General features: G+C 66.8%; 19 protein-coding genes. 3 read left to right on the top strand and 16 right to left on the bottom strand.

Annotated features, from left to right (window positions below; translation table 11 throughout):
- The 6 genes from hemB to B3T59_RS10865 all read right to left on the bottom strand — a co-directional run.
- Window positions 1-966: porphobilinogen synthase (gene hemB / locus B3T59_RS10890; RefSeq protein ID WP_287003323.1), on the bottom strand; the 966-nt coding region annotated here is incomplete at its 3' end.
- A gap of 11 nt (window positions 967-977) precedes the next feature.
- Window positions 978-2,648 (bottom strand): uroporphyrinogen-III synthase, encoded by a 1,671-nt coding sequence (locus B3T59_RS10885; protein ID WP_251723383.1) that lies wholly within the window; start codon window positions 2,646-2,648, stop codon window positions 978-980.
- Between the two features lie 52 nt (window positions 2,649-2,700).
- The gene (gene hemC, locus B3T59_RS10880; RefSeq protein WP_064863868.1) at window positions 2,701-3,627 is read right to left on the bottom strand and encodes a hydroxymethylbilane synthase; all 927 of its coding nucleotides are present in this window, start codon (window positions 3,625-3,627) and stop codon (window positions 2,701-2,703) included.
- On the bottom strand, window positions 3,624-5,018 hold the full coding sequence (locus tag B3T59_RS10875) for a glutamyl-tRNA reductase (protein ID WP_064863871.1): 1,395 nt from the start codon (window positions 5,016-5,018) through the stop codon (window positions 3,624-3,626). Before B3T59_RS10875 ends, hemC begins: the two co-directional genes overlap by 4 nt.
- Before the next feature lie 34 nt (window positions 5,019-5,052).
- Window positions 5,053-5,865 carry a redox-sensing transcriptional repressor Rex gene (locus B3T59_RS10870; protein ID WP_064863867.1) on the bottom strand — a complete coding sequence of 271 codons (813 nt, stop codon included), beginning with the start codon at window positions 5,863-5,865 and terminating at the stop codon, window positions 5,053-5,055.
- Between the two features lie 106 nt (window positions 5,866-5,971).
- Entirely contained in the window at window positions 5,972-6,229 is a 258-nt protein-coding gene (locus B3T59_RS10865) for a glutaredoxin family protein (RefSeq protein ID WP_064863866.1), read from the bottom strand.
- Between the two features lie 119 nt (window positions 6,230-6,348).
- Between B3T59_RS10865 and B3T59_RS10860 the strand changes: the two genes are divergently transcribed.
- Window positions 6,349-7,548 carry an HAD family hydrolase gene (locus tag B3T59_RS10860; protein ID WP_251723384.1) on the top strand — a complete coding sequence of 400 codons (1,200 nt, stop codon included), beginning with the start codon at window positions 6,349-6,351 and terminating at the stop codon, window positions 7,546-7,548.
- 55 nt (window positions 7,549-7,603) lie between these two features.
- Here B3T59_RS10860 and B3T59_RS10855 read toward each other — a convergent pair whose 3' ends face one another.
- The 10 genes from B3T59_RS10855 to B3T59_RS10810 all read right to left on the bottom strand — a co-directional run bounded on the left by B3T59_RS10855 (window position 7,604) and on the right by B3T59_RS10810 (window position 17,682).
- Window positions 7,604-8,767 carry a zinc-binding dehydrogenase gene (locus tag B3T59_RS10855; RefSeq protein ID WP_287003319.1) on the bottom strand — a complete coding sequence of 388 codons (1,164 nt, stop codon included), beginning with the start codon at window positions 8,765-8,767 and terminating at the stop codon, window positions 7,604-7,606.
- A gap of 121 nt (window positions 8,768-8,888) precedes the next feature.
- A complete protein-coding gene (locus B3T59_RS10850) occupies window positions 8,889-10,061 on the bottom strand; it encodes a lysophospholipid acyltransferase family protein (RefSeq protein ID WP_064906448.1) in 1,173 nt (390 codons plus the stop codon).
- 213 nt (window positions 10,062-10,274) lie between these two features.
- Window positions 10,275-11,339, bottom strand: coding sequence for an NAD-dependent epimerase/dehydratase family protein (locus B3T59_RS10845; protein ID WP_064863862.1), 1,065 nt, complete (start codon window positions 11,337-11,339; stop codon window positions 10,275-10,277).
- A 122-nt stretch (window positions 11,340-11,461) separates the two neighbouring features.
- Window positions 11,462-11,563: a 30S ribosomal protein bS22 gene (locus B3T59_RS10840; protein WP_003402602.1), complete on the bottom strand. Its 102-nt coding sequence runs from the start codon at window positions 11,561-11,563 to the stop codon at window positions 11,462-11,464.
- Window positions 11,564-11,805: 242 nt separating this feature from the next.
- Window positions 11,806-12,036: a helix-turn-helix domain-containing protein gene (locus B3T59_RS10835; RefSeq protein ID WP_005204681.1), complete on the bottom strand. Its 231-nt coding sequence runs from the start codon at window positions 12,034-12,036 to the stop codon at window positions 11,806-11,808.
- Between the two features lie 221 nt (window positions 12,037-12,257).
- Window positions 12,258-13,094 (bottom strand): pyrroline-5-carboxylate reductase, encoded by an 837-nt coding sequence (gene proC / locus B3T59_RS10830; protein WP_064863861.1) that lies wholly within the window; start codon window positions 13,092-13,094, stop codon window positions 12,258-12,260.
- A gap of 70 nt (window positions 13,095-13,164) precedes the next feature.
- Window positions 13,165-14,016 carry a thioesterase family protein gene (locus B3T59_RS10825; RefSeq protein ID WP_064906446.1) on the bottom strand — a complete coding sequence of 284 codons (852 nt, stop codon included), beginning with the start codon at window positions 14,014-14,016 and terminating at the stop codon, window positions 13,165-13,167.
- Window positions 14,013-14,909 carry a sugar phosphate isomerase/epimerase family protein gene (locus B3T59_RS10820; RefSeq protein ID WP_064863859.1) on the bottom strand — a complete coding sequence of 299 codons (897 nt, stop codon included), beginning with the start codon at window positions 14,907-14,909 and terminating at the stop codon, window positions 14,013-14,015. The genes B3T59_RS10825 and B3T59_RS10820 overlap by 4 nt, the downstream gene beginning before the upstream one ends.
- A 7-nt stretch (window positions 14,910-14,916) precedes the next feature.
- The gene (locus B3T59_RS10815; protein ID WP_287002228.1) at window positions 14,917-16,629 is read right to left on the bottom strand and encodes a hypothetical protein; all 1,713 of its coding nucleotides are present in this window, start codon (window positions 16,627-16,629) and stop codon (window positions 14,917-14,919) included.
- Between the two features lie 27 nt (window positions 16,630-16,656).
- Window positions 16,657-17,682 (bottom strand): Ppx/GppA phosphatase family protein, encoded by a 1,026-nt coding sequence (locus B3T59_RS10810; protein ID WP_287002227.1) that lies wholly within the window; start codon window positions 17,680-17,682, stop codon window positions 16,657-16,659.
- Between the two features lie 127 nt (window positions 17,683-17,809).
- Here B3T59_RS10810 and B3T59_RS10805 point away from each other — a divergent pair, with 127 nt between their 5' ends.
- The gene (locus B3T59_RS10805) at window positions 17,810-18,634 is read left to right on the top strand and encodes a hypothetical protein (RefSeq protein ID WP_372495563.1); all 825 of its coding nucleotides are present in this window, start codon (window positions 17,810-17,812) and stop codon (window positions 18,632-18,634) included.
- Window positions 18,635-18,747: 113 nt separating this feature from the next.
- Entirely contained in the window at window positions 18,748-19,866 is a 1,119-nt protein-coding gene (locus tag B3T59_RS10800; RefSeq protein ID WP_287002226.1) for a GGDEF domain-containing protein, read from the top strand.
- Window positions 19,867-19,875: the final 9 nt, after the last annotated feature.

Below are 19,875 nucleotides of genomic sequence, written 5' to 3'. Positions count from 1 at the left end.
TGCGGCCACCTCGGTCGCCCAGTACGTCAGGATGATCGAGGCGCCGGCGCGTTTGATCGAGGTCAGAGACTCGAGGATGGCGGCGTCGCGGTCGATCCAGCCGCGCTCGGCGGCGGCGGTGATCATCGAGTACTCGCCCGAGATCTGGTAGGCCGCGACGGGAACGTCGGAGATCTCGGCGACGTCGCGGACGATGTCGAGGTAGCTCATGGCGGGCTTGACCATCACGATGTCGGCGCCCTCATCGAGGTCGAGGCGCACCTCACGAAGAGCCTCGGTGCGGTTGGCCGAATCCTGTTGGTAGGTGCGACGATCGCCCTGCAGCGACGACCCGACAGCCTCGCGGAACGGGCCGTAGAACGCGGACGCGTACTTGGCCGAGTACGCGAGAATCCCTGTGTCGGTGAGGCCTTCGGCGTCAAGCGCGGCACGAATCTCGGCGACCTGACCGTCCATCATTCCCGACGGACCCAGAAGGTGCGCACCGGCGCGGGCCTGCGCGAGTGACATCGAAACGTAGCGTTCGAGTGTCGCGTCGTTGTCGACACGGCCGTCGTCGGAGAGCACCCCGCAGTGCCCGTGGTCGGTGAACTCGTCGAGACAGGTGTCGGCCATGAGTACGGTCGACTCGCCGAGATCGTCTGCGAGAACACGCAATCCGCGATTCAGGATGCCGTCGGGATCATCGGCGCCGGACCCTACGGCGTCCTTGTCCTCGGCCTCGGGAACACCGAAGAGCATCAACCCGCCGACGCCTGCACGCACGGCTTCGTCGGCCGCTTTGCGCAGCGAGTCGAGAGTGTGCTGCACGACGCCGGGCATCGATCCGATCGGACGCGGATCGTCGATGCCGTCGGCGACGAACATCGGCAGCACGAGATCGGCTGGGCGCAGCGCGTTTTGCGCCACCAGCCGACGCATCGCCGGCGTGGTGCGCAATCTGCGGGGTCGAATAACCGGTGTCATACGCCCCACCTCTACGACCGCGACCGCCGCGACTTCTTGCGCGGAGGGGGCAGTGCGCCCTCGGCCCGCAGGCGAGCGGCATGCTCGGCGAGGGCGTCGACCAGTTCGGTCACCGATGCCGACTCCGGCTGAACGTCGACGCGCAGACCGAATTCGGTTGCAGTCTCGGCAGTCTTGGGGCCGATGCACGCAACGATGGTGCGCGCGTGCGGCTTTCCGGCGATGCCGACGAGGTTGCGGACCGTCGAGCTCGAGGTGAAGCAGACGGCGTCGAATCCGCCGGTCTTGATCATCTCGCGCGTCTCGGCGGGCGGCGGAGCGGCCCGCACGGTGCGGTACGCGGTGACGTCGTCGATCTCCCAACCGCGATCACGCAGGCCCTCCGAGAGGGTCTCGGTGGCAATATCGGCGCGCGGCAACAGGATTCGGTCGACCGGGTCGAAGACGTCGTCATACGGCGGGAAGTCTTCGAGGAGTCCGAGGCTCGACTGCTCGCCAGACGGAACCAACTCGGGGTTGATGCCGAACGTGCGCACCTTCTCGGCAGTCGCTTCGCCCACGCAGGCGATCTTCACGCCGGAGAATGCGCGGGCGTCGAGTCCGAACTCGGCGAACTTCTCCCACACTGCACGCACCGCGTTGGTCGAGGTGAACACGACCCACTGGTAGCGACCGTCGACGAGCCCCTTGACGGCGCGCTCCATCTGCGCGGGGCTGCGGGGCGGCTCGACCGCGATGGTCGGGACTTCCTTGGGCACCGCGCCGTGGCTGACGAGGCGTTCACTCATGTCGCCCGCCTGGTCCTTGGTGCGGGGCACCAGCACGGTCCAGCCGTACAGTGCACGCGACTCCCACCAGGAGAGCTTGCCGCGCTGGCTGACCACCTTGCCGATGGTGAGGATCAGCGGTCCGCTCAGCGCATTGCCCTGCTCGTTGAGCGTGGCCAGCGTCGCCTCGATGGTGCGCTGTGCGCAGGTGGTGCCGTTGATCGTGATCGCAACGGGTGTCTGCGGGGCGAGTCCGTGCTCGGTCAGTGCGCTGGCGGTCTCGGCCAGATGACCCGACGTCGCGTGCAGCACCAGCGGTCCCGGTGCCGCGGCGAGCGCAGCCCAGTCGACGCCTTCGGCGCGGACGTCGGCCTCGGTGTGGCTCGAACCCAGCGGCATGCCCGCGTAGCTCGGCACCACGGATGCCGCAGGCAGTCCTGGCAGCACCTCGAAGGCGACCGAGGTACGCGAGACGGCGTTGACCTCGGACAGCACCGAATCGGTGGTCAGCGGATCACCGGAGACGACGCGGACGACGTCATCGCCCTCCTTGGCGGCGGCTACCAGCGTGCGCGCGACCTCTGCGGGATCGCCGAGTGCGGGATGGACGATCTGGTCCTGCTCCTCGACGACGTCTTCGGCGGGAGTCGACGTGTCGTCTGACTCGGTCTCGTCGGTGGCCTGGTCGGCCTTCTTCGTGTCGTTCTTGGTGCTCTTACGCGCGGATTCTGCGGGCTCCTGCCGATGGGCGGAGCCGATCATCGCCACGACGGCTGCTGGAACGTCGGGATCGATGAAGGCGGTGGTCGCGTTCGCGATCACTGTCCGCGCACGCACGGTCAGCAGGTCGGGATCGCCGGGACCCGATCCCACGAAGAGGATTCGACCCGGATTGGCCTTCTTCGTACGGCTCATGCGTTCGCACTCTCCTGCCCTCGTTGAGAGGGCTGCAGTTCTTCTCTGCTGCTCAGGAGTTGACGAGTTCGCCCGCTCCCAGATCCAGCAGTTCGGCGGCGAGGCCTCGTCCGAGTTGTTCGGCGTTGTCGACCGGACCCACCACCGAAGCGCGGATCACGTCGGATCCGTCCTCGGCCGCCACCGCCGCGCGTAGCGACAGTTCGGCGAAGATGCGCCCGTCCTCATCGATCGACTCGACCACTTCAGCTATCGCACCGACCGGCGCGGTACATCCGGCTTCGAGAGCCGCCAATACCGCACGCTCGGCGTCGACCGCCACGCGGGTGGCCTCGTCGTCCAACTCGGCGAGAATTCTCACCAGTTCGGCATCGTCGGAGCGGCACTCGACTGCCAGTGCACCCTGCGCCGGTGCTGGTAACAGCACCACGGGATCGAACGCTTCGGTGACCTCTTCGGCCCTGCCGATGCGGACGAGTCCGGCACGGGCGACAACGACTGCGTCGAGTTCGCCGCCGGCGACTTTGCCCAACCGAGAATCTAGGTTGCCTCTTAGGGGGCGGATTTCCAAACCGAGACCCAATGCTTTAAGCTGTGCGGCCCTTCGCGGGGAGGACGTGCCGATCGTCGCACCCGGAGGCAGCGCTCCGAGCACCAGGTTACCCCTGCTGACCAGCGCATCTCGTGGATCTTCCCTGGGTGGGACGGCCGCTATCCGCAGGCCTGGATCGGGCGCTGTCGGCAGATCTTTGTAGGAGTGGACGGCGACGTCGATCTCGCCCGCATGCAACGCGTTGCGAATGGCCGTCGTGAACACTCCGACGCCGATCTCGGCGACCGGAGCCGCCGACGCGTCGCCCGCCGTCTTGATGATGACCAGCTCCGCGGGGTGCCCGTTGGCGGTCAGAGCGTCGGCGATGGTCTGCGATTGGGTACGGGCGAGCAGCGAGCCGCGCGTACCGATGCGAATAGGGTTCAACGCTCTCCCTGATCGGCCGACTTCTCGCCGACGCCATGCTTGTCACCCAGACCGCTCTCCGGTGCTGAGACGGCCTCGGCTGCGCCGGGCTTGAGCTCGAAGAGTTCGCGTAACGCCTCGGCGTAGTGGTCGCCGTTGGGCGTCGAAGCGAGTTGTTTGACCCGGACCGTGGGGGCATGCAGCAGTTTGTCGACGACGCGTCGAACCGTCTTGGCGACCTCATCGCGCTGAGCACCCTCGAGGTCGGGCAGGCGGGTCTCGAGCCGGAGAATCTCTGCCTCGACGACGTCGGCTGCGCGTTGACGCAGAGCTGCGACGGTCGGCGTGACCTCTGCCTGACGCTGGAGGGTCAGGTAGTCGGCGAGCTCTCCGCCGACGATCGAGCGAGCCGCGGCCGTGTCGTCGTGAGCGGCCTGCGCCTCGGAATCGCCGCGCAGGCTCTCGATGTCGATGACGTGGACGCCGGGGAGGCGCGCGGCGGCGGGATCGACGTTGCGGGGCAGCCCGAGGTCGCAGATGATCAGCGGCTGCACAGCGGTACGGGCGGCGAGTGCCGAATGCACCTCGCCGACGCCGACGACGGTCCCGATCGAGCCGGTACATGCGACGACGACGTCTGCGGACGCCATCACGGCAGGCAGGTCGTCGAATCCGACGCCGCGCACGGCGACACCGGGATGATTGGCCGCGATATTGCCTGCGAGGTGCTCTGCGTTGGCGACGGTCCGGTTGACCACGACGAGCTCGCGAACGCCCTCACGGGCCAGCTGGGCGGTCGCAAGACCCCCCATGGCGCCTGCGCCGATGACAACGGCCCTGCGCAGCGACTGCTCGGGATCGATCTCGGGCGCCGCCGTCTTCAGCAGATACTGGGCGCGATGCAGCGCGACCGACACGACCGACGCCCCCGCGCGGTCGATTCCGGTCTCGGAGTGCACCCGCTTGCCGACGCGCAACGCGTGCTGAGCGAGCTCGTGCAGGGTGCGGCCGGTGGTCTTGTTGGCGTCGGCGTCGAGGTAGGCGTTACGGATCTGACCGAGGATCTGCTGCTCGCCGACGACGATCGAGTCGAGGCCTGCGGCAACGGTGAACAGATGCTCGACGGCAGCCTCGGAGTAGCGGACGTAGGCGTGTCGGGTGAGGTCGTTGATGGAAAGCCCGGAATGATCGCCGAGCACGTCACCAACGGCTTCGAGTGCGGGGTGGAATGCGTCGACGACGGCGTAGATCTCCACGCGATTGCAGGTCGAGACGAGCATGGCCTCGGAGATCGCACGCGACGACAGCAGGTCGTCGACGAGCTTGGACCGGTCGTGGTCGGAGACCGCGAGTCGCTCCAGAACGTCGACGGGTGCGCTCCGATGGCTGATTCCGAACAGCAGAACACTCACCGCGTCACCGTCTCCATCGCAGATCTCGCACTGATCATCCCTGACCCACACTCCGTATGTCTGTTCTGGGGACGCCTCGTTCCGCGACGCCAACCCCTGGCAGTTGCTCAACGGCCAGCTCGGCGACGGGCCTCGTGGTCTCGAGCGGCACGTCCTCAGGCAGGTTGACATGGCCCTGCTGCCCGTCTTCCCCGACAGACGACAGGGTGCGTGACGCGTGGAACGTCAGCACCTGCAACTCCAAGGCTAGATCAACCTGTCTGACGACGACATCGGAGTCCGTGGACAACGTTGCGGCGGTCACGTTCAGCAGTTGCCGGATTCCCGCCGCGATCAACGCGTCGGCCGCGCGTTGTGCCTTGTCAGGACCGGTGGCGATCACGCCGATGTCGACCGCACCGATCGTCGGATCGCTTGCAAGTGATGCCAGGCGCGCGCACGGGGAGACCACCACGCCGTCGACGACGGTCCCGACGATGTCCGGATCGTCGTCGAACATCGCGACGACCCGGAAGGCGCGGTCGGTGGCTGTGTGCGCGACGAGCAGGCGGCCGAGGGTGCCTGCGCCGACGAGCACGACGGTGTGGACGGTGTCGGTGTGCAGAGCGAGCGCGATGCGAGCGGTGAGGCGGCCGACGTCGTATCCGACGCCGCGGACGCCGTTGGCGCCGACGTGGGACAGGTCTTTGCGAAGCATGGCGGGATTGACTCCCGCTGCGGTCGCCAATTGGCCGCTGGAGGCGACCAGAATGCCCCGCTGCCCAAACGAGCGCAGAACGTGGAGGTAGGTGGCCAGGCGGGTCACCGACGGCTCGGGGATGCGATCAGACGCCGACCCGATAGCCATTGCGCAAACTCACTTTCGACTGTCCCGACCGAGTCATCAGCGTAATACGCGGCCTTCGACGCACGGCACGCGACCCGCGGCGGGCGCTCAGGGTTTCGCGGAGCCTTCAGCGGTTGGCGGCGTCGAGGTCGGCGCGCAGCCGCGGCTCGTCGACCTCCCAGTAGCTGTGCTCTTCGCCGTCGAGCAGGACGACGGGCAGACGGTCGCCGTACTCGGCACGAAGCTCGGTGTCGCCGGAGTTCGCGGCGGCGTCGACGTCGACGATGTCGAACTCGACCGACAGCTCGCCGCAGATCCGATCGAGGTCGGCGCGGGCGGCCTCACAGGCCGAGCAGCCGTCGCGAGTGAGCAGCGTGATGGACATCGAACGAACTCCTTCGACGTTGGTGCCAGAACAGTCTGACACCATGACTACTCTGTTGGTGAGTAGGCCTGAGCGAGGGCGGCATTCGTGAGTGGTTGTGCATTCGTGAGAGGTGGAGGGTGGGCGTGACCTCTGAGGGCGAGGAGCCGAACAACGAGGTTCCCGAATCCGGGTCCGAGGTGTCCGACGTCGGCGGCACTCCGCCGGAGAGCACCACACCAGACGACGCTCCGTCGGGCACCGCTGACGAGCCTGCGGCACGACCGGCACCCACCGGCGAAGACTGGGAATCACACGCCGACGATGTCGACGGCTCCGGCGGCGACGATGACGACGAGATCTCTGCGCTAGACGACGACTTCGAGGACGACGACGAATCCGGGCGAGTCACGACCTGGATCTCCGAACGAGCCACCGCGGCCACCGGACGCTTCCGGCAGACCGCGCAGGAACTGCGACAGGCCCTCGCCGGCGAGGCGTCGGCGCAGGCTGCCGTCGACTCGCTGCGCGCCCGCCCGCCGAGCGAAACCGAACCCGACGTCGCCGTCGACCTCACCGCCGCGGCGTTCTTCGACGTCGACAACACCCTGGTGCAGGGTGCGTCAATCGTGCACTTCGCGCGCGGACTCGCCGCGCGAAAGTACTTCTCGTACTCCGACATCTTCGACTTCGCGTGGACGCAGGCCAAGTTCCGCATCACGGGCAAGGAGAACGCCCAGGACGTCGCGGAGGGTCGGGAAAAGGCGTTGTCGTTCATCGCTGGTCGCGAGACAGCCGAACTCGCAGCACTCGGCGAGGAGATCTACGACGAGTACATCGCCGACAAGATCTGGCCTGGCACAAGGGCTTTGGCTCAGCGCCATCTCGACGCCGGCCAGCAGGTGTGGCTCGTCACCGCGACTCCGGTCGAACTGGCACAGACCATCGCCGACCACCTGGGCCTGACCGGTGCACTCGGCACCGTCGCCGAGAGTGTCGACGGCAAGTTCACCGGGCGACTCGTCGGCGACATCCTGCACGGCCCCGGCAAGGCACATGCCGTGCGCGCGTTGGCAATTCGCGAGGGGCTGAACCTCAAGCGGTGCACGGCGTACTCGGACTCACACAACGACGTCCCGATGCTGTCTCTGGTCGGGCGCGCCGTCGCGATCAACCCCGACGCCGACCTGCGCGACGTCGCGAAGGTGCGCGGCTGGGAGATGTACGACTTCCGCACCGCGCGCAAGGCCGCGAAGTACGGGGCGTCGACCGCCCTGGTCGTCGGGGCCGCGGGCGCCGCCGGCGCGGGCGCCGTGAAGCTGCTGCGCAACAAGGGCTGACGCCGGGTCGGAGCGCGTGGGGTCGTCGGTGCGCGGCCACCCGCCCCCGCAGACCTCAGAGCGCCGCGACCGGGCTCGATGGGTCGATCAGCACCTTGGCGTGGTGCTCCGCGCCGCCGAGGATCTCGAAAACGTCTGCGACGGCGTCGAATCCGACGATGCCGGTGACCAGCGGGGTCACGTCGACCTTGCCGTCGGCGATGAGGTGCAGCGCGGTGCGGAACTCGGCGGGGTCGTAGTAGATCACGAAGCGCAGGTCGACCTCTTTGTTGATCGCCATCGCGGGTCGGAATCGGTCGGACTCCATGCACACGCCGACCACGACGATGCGCGTCCGCAGCGGCACGCCCGACACGATGTTCTCGATCATTCCGGGCACGCCGACGCACTCGAACACGACCGGCCCCTTCGGGGTGGCGCCGACCTTGTCGCCTAGTTCGATTGCCTTCCACCACGGCAGGCCGGGGATACGGCGCAGGATGTGCATGGCGTCGAACGCGGTGCCGAGCAATTGGCCTGTGCGCGTGAGGTATTTGCCCTTCTTGGCGGCGATGTCCCACGGGGAGTCGACAGTCGGGTCGACGACGATGTCGGCGCCGCAGCGTCGGGCAAGGTCTCGACCCCCCGCCGACAGGTCGGAGGCGATGACGGTCTTGACGCCCTTGGCCTTGAGAACCAGGATCACCGACAGCCCGATCGGTCCGCAGCCCACGACGACGGCGACGTCGCGCTTGCTCACGCCACCGCGGTTGACCGTGTGCACGGCAACCGACAACGGCTCGGTCAGGGCGGCGTGATCGACTGGCACGCCGTCGGGCACGGGCATCGTCATGTCCTCGGAGACGACGACGTACTCGGCGTACGAGCCGGGTGCGTCGGCGCTGAGTCCGACGAGATGCTCGGTCTCGCCGTGCTTGATGATCGGCAGTGCCGCGACCAGCGTTCCCGTCGCCCACTTCTTGCGGCACTTGGGGCCGTACTCGGCGATCTCGCCGATGAATTCGTGTCCCATCACGACGTGATCGGTCGAGCGCATGAAGCGGTCGTAGCCGACCTCGGCGGTGACGTCGGCGGTGTCGTCGCTGTGCGTGCGGGCGTGCAGATCAGAGCCGCAGATCCCGGTGCGCCGTACTTTCAACAACACCTGACCTGGGCCTGGCTGCGGCGTCTCGATCTCGTCGACGCTCAGCTTGCCCTCGTGACACACCACTGCCCGCATCGGCTTCCTCTCGTGCGATGTTCCAACATTCGTTGTAACGTTCTACCGCACGATACGCCGACGCTGTGACGCGGCTCGCCCGGCCGGCAAGACCGAGCCCAGCCAGCAAGACCGGACACGGTCAGCCGAAGTACACGCTCCCCCGACGGCTGAGCATGCGAAAGAGTGTCTGCTGGATCTCTTCGCGCACATGGTCGGTGAGGTCGAAGACGACCATGGGGTCGTCGGCCGACGACTCGTCGTAGCCACCCGTCTCGATGGGACGCCCGAAGTGGATGTGCCACTTCGACGGCAGCGGCACCAGGCCGAGCGGCCCGAGCAGCGGGAACGTCGGCGTGATGGGCAGGTACGGCAGTCCGAGGATGCGGGCGATCGGTTTGAGGTCGGCGAGCATCGGGTAGATCTCCTCCGACCCGACGATCGACACCGGGATGATCGGGCTGGCGTTGCGCAGGGCCGTCGTGACGAAGCCGCCGCGGCCGAAGCGCGCAAGCTTGTACCGATCCTTGTAGAGCTTGCCGATGCCCTTGTAGCCCTCCGGCCACACCGCGGTGAGTTCGCCCGCCCGCAACAGGCGGTCGGCATCGTTGGTGCATGCGAGCGTCGCGCCGATACGGCGAGCCACCTCGCTGACCGCGGGTGTGTCAAAAGCCATGTCGGCGGCGAGGATTCGCAGATACCGACCGGTCGGGTGATTGTCATGCACGGCCAGACTGGTCATCAGCGCATCGATGGGCAACGCGCCCGCGTGGTTGGCGACGAGCAGTGCGCCACCCGTAAGCGGCAGGTTCTCCACGCCGGTCACCTCGACGCGGAACCACTTCTCGTACAACTGACGGATCGCTGGGAACCAGACCGACTCGGTGAAGTGCGGATCGAAGCCGAAGTCGTCGATCTCGTAGTCGCCGGTCATCCGCTCACGAATGAAACCTGCTGTGGCAGTAAGTGAATCAGCAACGGCACCACGGATACCACCGAGACTGAACAATGGGCTGCGCGCAGGCCCACGCTGCTCGACGCCGAGGGCGTCTGTCTCAAAGGCGACGTCGTCGTTGATGGGGGTGACCGCAGCGGGCGGGCGACCGAAGCCGTCGGTGTTGGGGTGACCGATGCTCGACGGTGCCGTTGCCTGCTGGCTCGGGTGGCGACCGCGGCCGCCGTCGCGCGTGACGCCGGGCTGATCGCGACGCGACGCTTCGATGCCTGCCCTGGGGTTGCCCGCGCCGGAGCTCGCGTACAACTGGATCACCTTTGCCGTGCGTGCATCACCAGAAGACGTCACGTGATTCGACAAGGCGTTCCACCCCCAACGGGTATGACGCAGAAGAACTGGAGGGGGTGCCCGATGTCGCTGCGTCGACGCACCGGGTCTGACGCCCGAGTTTACGGGTTCGTCCCTGATAGTGCACGTTGCGTCGACGTATTTGCATCGTCATTGATTGCGTCAAACTGCGGATTCAAATTGACGCCAAAAGCGGACACTCTGTGCGATTTAGGCGCCCATTTTTCAGGCGAGACGATGAGCCGCCGATACGACTTGTCGCTCCGCTTTTCGCCAGGTATCCGGCGCGATCACCGGACTCACTCCGCTGCGCTCGACGAAGTCGTCGAGCGTCTCCGACGTCGAGAAGCGCGGCGCGAATCCGAGTTCGGTGCGCATCCGCGTTGTGTCGAGAACCCTTCCGTACGTGAGGAATTCGGTCTGCGACGACCGCAGACGAGCTGAGCGAAGGTTCTGCATGACCCCGGTGATCGGAGCGAGCAGACCACTCACCACGGGTAGTTCGACGTGTCCGACGCGTCGAATGGCCTGCGTCAACGTCACCACCCCGTCGCCGGCGATGTTGAAAGTTCCCGGCCGCCCACGCAGCGTCACGTGTTCCATTGCTGCGAGCGCGTCCTCTTCATGCAGAAATTGCAGACGTGGTTGATAACCGATGACAGTCGGAACCACCGGGAGTGAAAGGTAAGAACTCATCCGCGTGTTGATCCGAGGACCGAGCATCGCCTGCAGTCGCATGGTCGTCACGTCGATGTCCTGGCGTCGTCGCGCAAGCCCGCGCACGTACCCCTCGACGTCGAGCATGTCGCGTCCGTAGCCGCGCCGCGGCTCACGCTTCGCGGGCGTCTCCTCGGTGAAATAGGCGGGGTCGCGGGGACTCGCACCGTAAACCATCGCGGTCGAACGCAGGATGAGCCGCTTGACCGACGGGCTTCGCTGACACGCACCGCAGACCTGCATGGCACCTAGGAGATTGAACTCCTTGATGGCCGCCGAGTGCGGAGCGGTCTCCATGATCGACGTCGCGGCGTGTACGACGGTGTCGACCTGGTAGTGCGAGATCGCCTTGGCGATCGCAGGCCTGCGGATGTCGAGGCGCAGGAACTCCGCACGCCCCATTCGTCGCATCAGGTCCTTGCGCGGCACCCTGGAGTCGACAGCGAGGACCCGCTCGACGTCGGGGTTGGCCGCAAGCGCGGCGACGAGATATCCACCGAGGAAGGTCGACGCCCCGGTGACCAGCACCGTGCGCGGAACCTGTTGGACGTCGGACTGAGAACCATCGGGCATGAAGGCAAGGCTAGCCCGACGAAAAAGAACCCGCACTCAGGCGGGTTCTTCGGCGCGCGGTCGAGGCGACCGCGAACGAGTCGGTGGAGCGAATCCGCGCCGGGTCTAATCGGCGCGAAGGCTCACTTACCGAGTTTGCGACGCTGCACGCGGGTACGACGCAGAAGCTTGCGGTGCTTCTTCTTCGACATGCGCTTGCGGCGCTTCTTGATCACTGAACCCATCGGGGCACTTCCTTACTCACACGGTCTCACGCGGTTTCACGGCACGCTGTCGTCGACACTCACACTTGGGTGGTGAGGCCTGCCCGCCGGAACCTTGCGGCGAGATCAGCTACGCGATCATCAACACTACCGGGCGAGGTCGCAAAGAGAAAAATCAGGTGACCTCTGGCAAACACCACAACTCCTGCCGACGACGAGCTGCAGCCGTTCGGCAGGAGTTGGCCTCGTGGTTCGCGGTCGGACTAACCCGCGTCGAAGTAGGACGTCTCCAGGTAGTCGTGCACGGCCTTGGCGTGCACGCGGAAGGAACGACCCACGCGCACCGCGGGAAGTTCCCCACTGTGGACGAGGCGATAAACGGTCATCTTCGAGACGCGCATCAGGGATGCGACCTCGGCCACGGTCAAGAACTGCGACCCTGAAGCCGCGTTGCTGACCGCACCTGACCTGTCACCAGGAGTCTCTGCTGCCATGAGTTACTCATACCTCCGGAGCACGCGTCGCGGCCGCCGGCTTCCCCTCCGGCGGACACCAGACACGCACGTGCTTAAAGCAGCTTAGCGTGGCAGATGTGAAAAAAGCGACGTAAGTGGCCTGGATTAGCCCGATTTCTGATCCCCGACCACAACATACTGGGGTTTTGGCCGGTAGAGGCCCCAAATATTGGGAGTCGACGCCGGGCGTGGTCGGTCGATCAGCCTCCCAAACCCTCAACGTCGGGTCGACGTCCTGCCCGTGCACTGGCCTGCGCACACGCCTCCGTCGCCCGATACATCGCTGCTCGCGCGCCGTTCTCCTCGAGCACACGGATAGCTGCCGCCGTGGTTCCGCCAGGCGATGTCACGGCTGCGCGCAGGTCTACCGGAGAGACCCCGGAGTCGCTCATCAAGATCCCCGACCCGCGGATGGTCTGCACTGCGAGCTCACTGGCCTGCGCGCGCGTGAGGCCGAGTGCGACGCCTGCGTCGATCATCGATTCGGCGAGGAGGAACACATAGGCGGGTCCCGAGCCGGAGATCGCGGTGACCGCATCCATCTGCTTCTCCGGAACGACGATGACCTTGCCGACGCTCTCGAGCAGTTCGACGACCGCGGTGAGCTGCTCGGGGTCGACGTGGCGCCCCGGCGAGACCGCCGACATCGCTTCGGAGACGAGCATCGGTGTGTTCGGCATGACCCGCACGACCGGTACGCCCGCGGGCAGCGCGTTCTCGTAGCGAGCGATCGGCACACCAGCTGCGAGGCTGATGGTGACGCGCTCGGATTCGCCGTCGTCGTCGACCCGCGCGAGTTGGCGCAGCACGGCGTCGACGATGTCGGGTTTCACCGCGATGAAGACGTACTGGGCACCCTCGACGGCGGTCGGCACGTCGGTGACCAGTACGCCGTACTCCTCGGAGAGTTCGCGGGCGCGTCCCTCGTTGGGCTCGGCCACGACCAGGTTCTTGGGCTGGTGACCCGCTGCGATGAGTCCGGCGAGTAGTGCCTCACCGATCTTGCCACCGCCGATGACGGCGATCCGTTCACTCACGTCGTGATGCCTTTCGTTCTCATCCGTGACATCTGCGGTCAGCGGGGTTCTGAAGTCAGCAGCGCCTGGGTCAGCTCTGCCGCTGCGGTATCAGCGCGAGCTGACGCGACTGTGCGACCACGGTGCCCGTCGAGTCCACCACGAGGTGGTCCTCCTCGAACATTCCGGGTCCGACCTCGGTACTCGACGCCGCGAAGCGCAGCCAGCCCGGCGCGGGATGTCGTCGGATGTAGGTGGTGAGCTGGACGGTCGGCGCCCAGCCGAATAGCGCGAGGTTCATCACCACCGGGGGCGAGATGTCGCAGACGAGCACCGCGAAATCGACGTCGGGCTCGGTGTTCTTGGGACGTGTCCACCCGCGGACGACCGGTTCACCGGTCTCGCCACGCGCGACGGGAAAACTCGTCGGATCGAGCACGAGGTCGAGTGCACCGCCGAGGTGCATGACCTCACCGACCGGCGAGCCGTCGATGGAGATGCCGCCGGGCTGCGGATCGACCGGCAGGTCGTCGAGCGCGGACGGCGCCGAGTGATGTGGCGTGCCGCTGTCGGGTCGCGCGAGGGTGACCGACGACGACACCATCAGTCGTCCGTTCTGCGCGAGGTCGACGGTCAGCAGCGTGACGGTGCGGCCGCGTTTGCGCAGAGTCACCGCGATATCGACGTCGGAGGGATCGGGTGCTGCGAGGTAGTCGCTGGCGATGGCGACGGGCACGAGGTCGGCTGCAGACGGCATCGACTCGTCTGACCCGACGAGCTCGTCGTACGCGTGCAGCGCCGCGCGGGCGACCAGCATCTGCATCGTTCCGCCGTGCACCTTGGGGCCGATCGTGAACGTCGGATCGATACTCGCGTGATAGTTCACATCGCCGGGGCCCTCGGTGGGATGCAGGGTCAACAGCCCGGCGATCTTGTCGCTCATTCGGTTTCGGTCTCCTGGATCGGTGCTGTGCGGACGGGATCGCGTCGAAGGTTGGTTCGCGCGAAATCGAGGGCGCGTCCGAGGAGGGCTGCGCGTTCGGGTTTGGTGCGAGCGGATCCCGTGCTGACCTCGAGCACGACCGCCCCGCCGAAATCGCTCGCGGCGAGGCGTCGACACACCTCGACGCAGGGCTGCGACCCGTCTCCCGGAATCAGGTGCTCGTCGGTGGCCGCACCGCTGCCATCGGCGAGATGGAGGTGGCTCAGCGCCGGCCCCATGCGCTCGAACAGATCGACCGCGTCGACCCCTGCGGTCGCGGTGTGCGAGAGGTCGAGCGTGTAGTGCGCGTACCCGTCGTCGGTCGGGTCGGTGGACTTTCCGAACGCCGACGCCGCGCGTCCCGGCCCTCCCCCGCGTGCATTCAACCGTTGCGCCGAGCGCTTACCCGCGCCGAAGAGTCGGTCGGCGCGCATCGGGAACATGTTCTCCACTGCGACGTCGACACCGCTGTTCTCCTCGAGTTCTGTCACGAGGTCGTCGAATGCGGCGGTGTACGCCCGCTGCCAGCGGAAGGGCGGATGCACGACGACGGTCGGCGCTCCGAGATCCTCCGCCGCCGACACCGCACGCGCCAGCTTGGCCTGCGGATCGCGACCCCACACGCGCTGCGAGATGAGCAGGCACGGTGCGTGGATCGACAGCACCGGAACCTGATATCGCTCGGACAGGTACTCGACATGCGAGATGTCCTGACTGACGGCTTCGCCCCACACCATGAGTTCGACGCCGTCGAAACCCAGCTCGGCCGCGTACGCGAAGGCCGCCTCGGTGTTCTGCGGATAGACCGACGCCGTCGACAGCCCGATCGGGATGTCGGCTACAGGAGTGATCATCAGATCCTCACGTCGCGAGCAACACCAACGGACCGATGGTCACGATGAGCCCGACGCCCAGCGCCAACAGCGTGGTGAACAGATCGCGGGAGTGCCGCACGGCGTGCGTGAACGAGACGATGCCGAAGATCACCAGCACCGCGAGCACCAGCGCGAAGTAGACGTTCCAGCGCCAGAGTTCGGTGAATCCCCAGAACAATCCGACACCGACCGCCAACCCGAGGATCGCCTCACCGATGACCAACAGCCACGCCTTCGCGGGCGAGCGGTCGTCATCGGAGCCACCGGGCTTCTCGTCGGACTTCGCGGCCGCGGAGGTGGAGTCCTTGGCGGATCGGGAAACCTTGGACGCCGGGGTGCGGAGCGTTGCCGCCGCGCTGTCGGCTGTCTCCTCGTCCGCTGCTGTCTTGTCCGCTACTGGTGCGGCCGTGTCTTCGTCGACTCCGGTGAAGTCGCTGCCCACGGTCTCGGGAGAGTCCGACTCGACCGCCTCGGCGGTACGGGTTTCCGCGACGTCGAACGCAGACGTCGCATCGCGGGTGGCCGAATCATGTTCGGCCGCATCGTGTTCGACTGTGTCGTGGTCGGCCGCATCGCGGTGGTCGTCGTCGGCATCCTCGCGGATGCTGTCGAACGACGAGTACCCGTACGAACGTTCGTCGTCGAGCGCGTCTGCGTCGTCGAATCCGCGGGCGGCCGGGGCCGCATCGCGTGCATCCTCGACGATCCCGATCACCGTGGTCTCCTCGACCACCGCGGCCGCAGCGGGCGTGCCGCTGAGGTGATCGTCGTCGGCGGGCGAATCAGACTCGACCGAATCAGCTGCGACCGAATCGGACTCGCGGGAGGCCTTGCGGCCGAACCACCCGCGCTTGCGCTTGGGCTTGTCGCCGGATCGTCGGTCGGAACGCTTCTTCGACGTCACGCGCTTCTCGTCGTCATCGTCGTACTCGGCGAAGGACCGGTATGCGTCGAAGTCGTCGTCGATGACGTCCGCGAATCGGCCGGTGCGGGTGGGCGGCGGCGAATCGAGTTCGACGACGTCGACGTCGTCGGCTTCGACGAGACGGACGCCGTCGTCGGTGTCGTTGTCGGCGTCGCCCACGATCGGAATGATGCCCGTGACGGCGTTGGCGTGCTCGTCATCGTTCGCCAGTCGCCCGTCGGGCGTGCTGCGTGATGCCCGCTCGGCGATGGCAGCTGAGCTGAAGTCGCGGGTCTGCGGAGGTGCGTCGTAGACGCCGCCGTCGAAGCCGGTCGCGTCGTAGACGCCGCCGTCGAAGCCGGTCGAGGCGCCGGCCGGGTCGGCGGAGTCCTGCAGCGGTCGGCGGTCGGTTGCGCGCCGCGGGACCGGGCTGCTCGAGCGCGGGAAATGCGACGCGGAATCGGGCGAGTTCCAGACACTAGGGGTGTCGGACTTCGGTGCGCTGGACGTCGCGTCCTGAGTCGTGGGGGCCTGAATCTTGGGGGCCTGAGCCTTGGGGGTTTCGCTCTTCGGGGCGTCGGTGATCCGCGGGATCTCGCCCGTGAGCTCCGACACCGACACGGCTCCGTCGCGCCCGGCGCGGCGCCTGCCCCGGTTTTCGGTGAGCCGCTTCGCGCGCTCCTCGTCGGCGATGGCGGCGTCGCGACGTGCGAGCAGTTCCGACACGGAGATGGGCCTCGACTCCGACGCCGAGTCGTCCGATCCGCCCGTGGGTGACCCCGGTTGCTTGGCCATCGAAATTCGCTCTCCTCCTCAGGCCGCCTAGCGCAGACCCTGGGTTGCCGGTGCCGAACCCGCCGACTGCGCCGTCCCTGCGCGGGTCGCTTCAGTGGGGGTCGTCCCGATCTGTTCTTGGTTGTCCGCCAGCTCGGTGTCGAGACGACGCAGGATGACGCCCTCGCGCAACGCCCACGGACAGATCTCCAGTGTATCGACCGACAGCGCCCGCATCGCCGCCTCCGCGACGAGCGCGCCCGCAACGAGTTGACCAGCACGATCGGCGCTGACGCCCTCGAGTTCTGCGCGGTCGTCGCGGGTCATCCGCGAGATGAAGGCGATCAACTGGCGCAGCCCACTCGCGGTGAGCTGACGCTTGACCCGCAATCCGGCTCCCGACGGCGCCGCGCCGGTCAGCCGCGCGAGCGATCGGAACGTCTTCGACGTCGCCACCGCGATGTCGGGTTTGCCCGCCGCACGCAGTTCGCGCGCGGGGTCTCTGAGTTCGGCGTCGAGCCAGTCACGCAGCACGCCGATACGTCGACGGTCCGGCGGGTCGTCGGGCAGCCACTCGCGGGTCAACCTGCCCGCGCCCAGCGGCAGGCTCAACGCGACGTCGGGTTCTTCGTCGACGCCGTTGGAGATCTCCAGTGATCCGCCTCCGATGTCGAGCGCGAGGATGCGACCGGCACTCCAGCCGTACCAGCGCCGCACGGCCAGCGAGGTCAGCCGCGCCTCGTCGCGACCGCTCAACACGGTCACCCGTACACCGGTCTTGGCTTCGACGCGGTCGAGCACCTCGTCGGAGTTGGTTGCGTCGCGCACGGCAGACGTAGCGAACGCCATCGTCTGTTCGCACCCCGACGTCGCGGCAATGTGGGTGAATTCGTCGACCGAGTCGATCAACGATCGGGCACCGCGCTCGGTGAGCCTGCCCTTCTCGTCGATCTGTTCGGCGAGCCGCAGCACCGACTTGGTGGAACTCATCGGTGTCGGATGGCCGCCGCGATGGGCATCGACGACGAGCAGGTGGACAGTGTTACTGCCCACGTCGAGCACTCCTAAACGCACGAATACACGGTAGTGCGTCGACGATTCGCCAGGTTGCGTGGGTGGCGAAACACACGGGCGCGATCAGGCACCACGCGGCCGATACGACTACCGTGAACGCGTGCCAAGCCCCACCCCGTCCGCACGGATCTCACCGGCCCCCGAGGTACCACTCGACTTCGCGCGGGAATGGTATGAGTTCTTCGATCCCGCGGACCCAGAACACCTCATCAACGCCGACCTGACCTGGCTGTTGTCGCACTGGACGTGTGTCTTCGGAACCCCGGCCTGTCAGGGGATCATCGACGGCAGGCCCGACGACGGCTGCTGCAGCCACGGCGCCTACCTGACCGACAAGGACGACCGCAAGCACCTCGCGAAGAGCGTCGCCATGCTCACCCCTGACGACTGGCAGTTCTACGAGAAGGGTTCTGGCAAAGACCCTCTCGGCAAGCGCGGCTATCTCGAAGAGGGAGACCTCGACGACGAACCCGCACTCAAGACGCGAACGCACAAGGGCGCGTGCATCTTTCTCAATCGTCCCGGCTTCGACCGCGGCCCCGGATGTGCACTGCACGCGATGGCATTACGCAAGGGCATCGAGCCGTGGAGCGTGAAACCCGATGTGTGCTGGCAACTTCCGATCCGGCGCGAGCAGGACTGGGTGGAGCGTCCCGACGGCACGCAGGTCCTCAAGACCACCATCACCGAGTTCGATCGCCGCGGCTGGGGCGAGGGCGGCCACGACCTCAAGTGGTACTGCTCGGGTTCGCCCGACGCCCACGTCGGCGCGACACAGGTCTTCGAGTCCTACGCCCCGGAACTGACAGAACTGCTCGGCAAACCCGCCTACGACGAACTCGCGCGAGCGTGCCGACGTCGCAACGGCCTTGGCATCGTCGCCGTACATCCCGCCACCGCAGCCGCGACGACCCGCCGCGAGACCGACATCAAATACGAGGAACTGGGCTAGCCACGCCCGCCCCGGCGAGTAACAGGCCGGCGAATAGCAGGTAATCGCACATCAGAGGCCCTCACCGGGTGCAAGTGGTGGTACCCGGTCCGCAGGAATTGCACAATGTGCCCATGGAGATCGATGGGGGGCGCGGCGTGCGGGATGCTGCTCGCCAGTGGCTGAGGCAATCCGACGACCGTTGGGTGCTCGACTTCTTCGACTACCTCAACCTCATCGGCTTCACCAAGGCCGTCGTCGCGGGCGGCGGCGTGCTCAACGGCGTGATAGCAGTGCTTTCCCTACTCGGACCCGACGGCGTGCTGTGGCCGGGCGTCGGCACGACTGCGATGATCGCGGTCGTCGTCCTCTGTTTTGTGTGGACGGTGCGCTGGCTCCTGCTCCCCTGGCCGACACGCACAGAATCCCTGACGTTGTGTGCCATCGCCGATGTCGTGATCGCCGTCACGATCTTCGCTCACCAGAACCTGCTCCTCGGCATCGCCTCGGCGTCGCTGTTCGTGGCGACGAGCATCTACATGACGCTGTTCCACGACGCCGTAGCCAATCTCTGCCACATCATCTTCACCGCGGTGGTCGTCGTGGCCGCCGTCGTCACGTGCTGCATCGTGCAGGGTATGCAGTGGCTCCCGATCGCCACCGCGGAGGCGACCGTGGTCGTCATGGCCGTTGTGGTGGCGCTGCCCATCCTCCACATCGGCTTCAGCATCGTCCGCAGGAGCGCCGTCGACTCTCTGACCGATTCACTGACCGGCTTACTCAATCGCAGGGGTTTCTACCGGGCCGTCGCCGCGGCGTCGTCTCGAGGCGCGACAACGACTGCGCCGCATCGCCATTCACGGTGGATCGCCGCGGTCGTCGACCTCGACAACTTCAAGGTCGTCAACGACATCGACGGCCACGTACACGGAGATCGGATTTTGGTGGACGTCGCGGCGGCCGTACGACTCGCCGCAGAGAGTCACACCATCATCACGCGCTTCGGTGGCGACGAGTTCGTGCTCGCCACCCAGTACGACTCCGAGTTACCCGACGCCGACCGGTGTGCTGCCATCGGCGAACGACTCGTGGGCGCCGTCGTTGAGGCGAGCGGCGGCGCGGTGACGGCGAGCGTCGGAATCGCCGGCGGAGAGAACGACGACGACGGACGCATCACCACGGTCATAGCCGACGCCGACCGCGCGATGTACGCAGCCAAGATCCATGGTGGCAACCGGTTCGAACTCGGCTGAGCAGCGTCG

This window comes from Gordonia sp. UBA7860 (assembly GCF_002500165.1).
GTDB classification, from domain to species: Bacteria; Actinomycetota; Actinomycetes; order Mycobacteriales; family Mycobacteriaceae; genus Gordonia; species Gordonia sputi.
This window is presented reverse-complemented; position numbering and strand designations above follow the sequence as displayed.

What these genes read in the sequence shown, in the direction of transcription:
- B3T59_RS10885 (WP_251723383.1), bottom strand. Translation starts at nt 2,648, where the DNA reads ATGAGCCGTACGAAGAAGGCCAATCCGGGTCGAATCCTCTTCGTGGGA.
- B3T59_RS10870 (WP_064863867.1), bottom strand. Translation starts at nt 5,865, where the DNA reads ATGGCTATCGGGTCGGCGTCTGATCGCATCCCCGAGCCGTCGGTGACC.
- B3T59_RS10865 (WP_064863866.1), bottom strand. Translation starts at nt 6,229, where the DNA reads ATGTCCATCACGCTGCTCACTCGCGACGGCTGCTCGGCCTGTGAGGCC.
- B3T59_RS10855 (WP_287003319.1), bottom strand. Translation starts at nt 8,767, where the DNA reads ATGCGGGCAGTGGTGTGTCACGAGGGCAAGCTGAGCGTCGACGAGATC.
- B3T59_RS10845 (WP_064863862.1), bottom strand. Translation starts at nt 11,339, where the DNA reads ATGCCCGATGGTTCTCAGTCCGACGTCCAACAGGTTCCGCGCACGGTG.
- B3T59_RS10840 (WP_003402602.1), bottom strand. Translation starts at nt 11,563, where the DNA reads ATGGGTTCAGTGATCAAGAAGCGCCGCAAGCGCATGTCGAAGAAGAAG.
- B3T59_RS10835 (WP_005204681.1), bottom strand. Translation starts at nt 12,036, where the DNA reads ATGGCAGCAGAGACTCCTGGTGACAGGTCAGGTGCGGTCAGCAACGCG.
- B3T59_RS10825 (WP_064906446.1), bottom strand. Translation starts at nt 14,016, where the DNA reads ATGAGCGACAAGATCGCCGGGCTGTTGACCCTGCATCCCACCGAGGGC.
- B3T59_RS10820 (WP_064863859.1), bottom strand. Translation starts at nt 14,909, where the DNA reads ATGATCACTCCTGTAGCCGACATCCCGATCGGGCTGTCGACGGCGTCG.
- B3T59_RS10815 (WP_287002228.1), bottom strand. Translation starts at nt 16,629, where the DNA reads ATGGCCAAGCAACCGGGGTCACCCACGGGCGGATCGGACGACTCGGCG.
- B3T59_RS10800 (WP_287002226.1), top strand. Translation starts at nt 18,748, where the DNA reads ATGGAGATCGATGGGGGGCGCGGCGTGCGGGATGCTGCTCGCCAGTGG.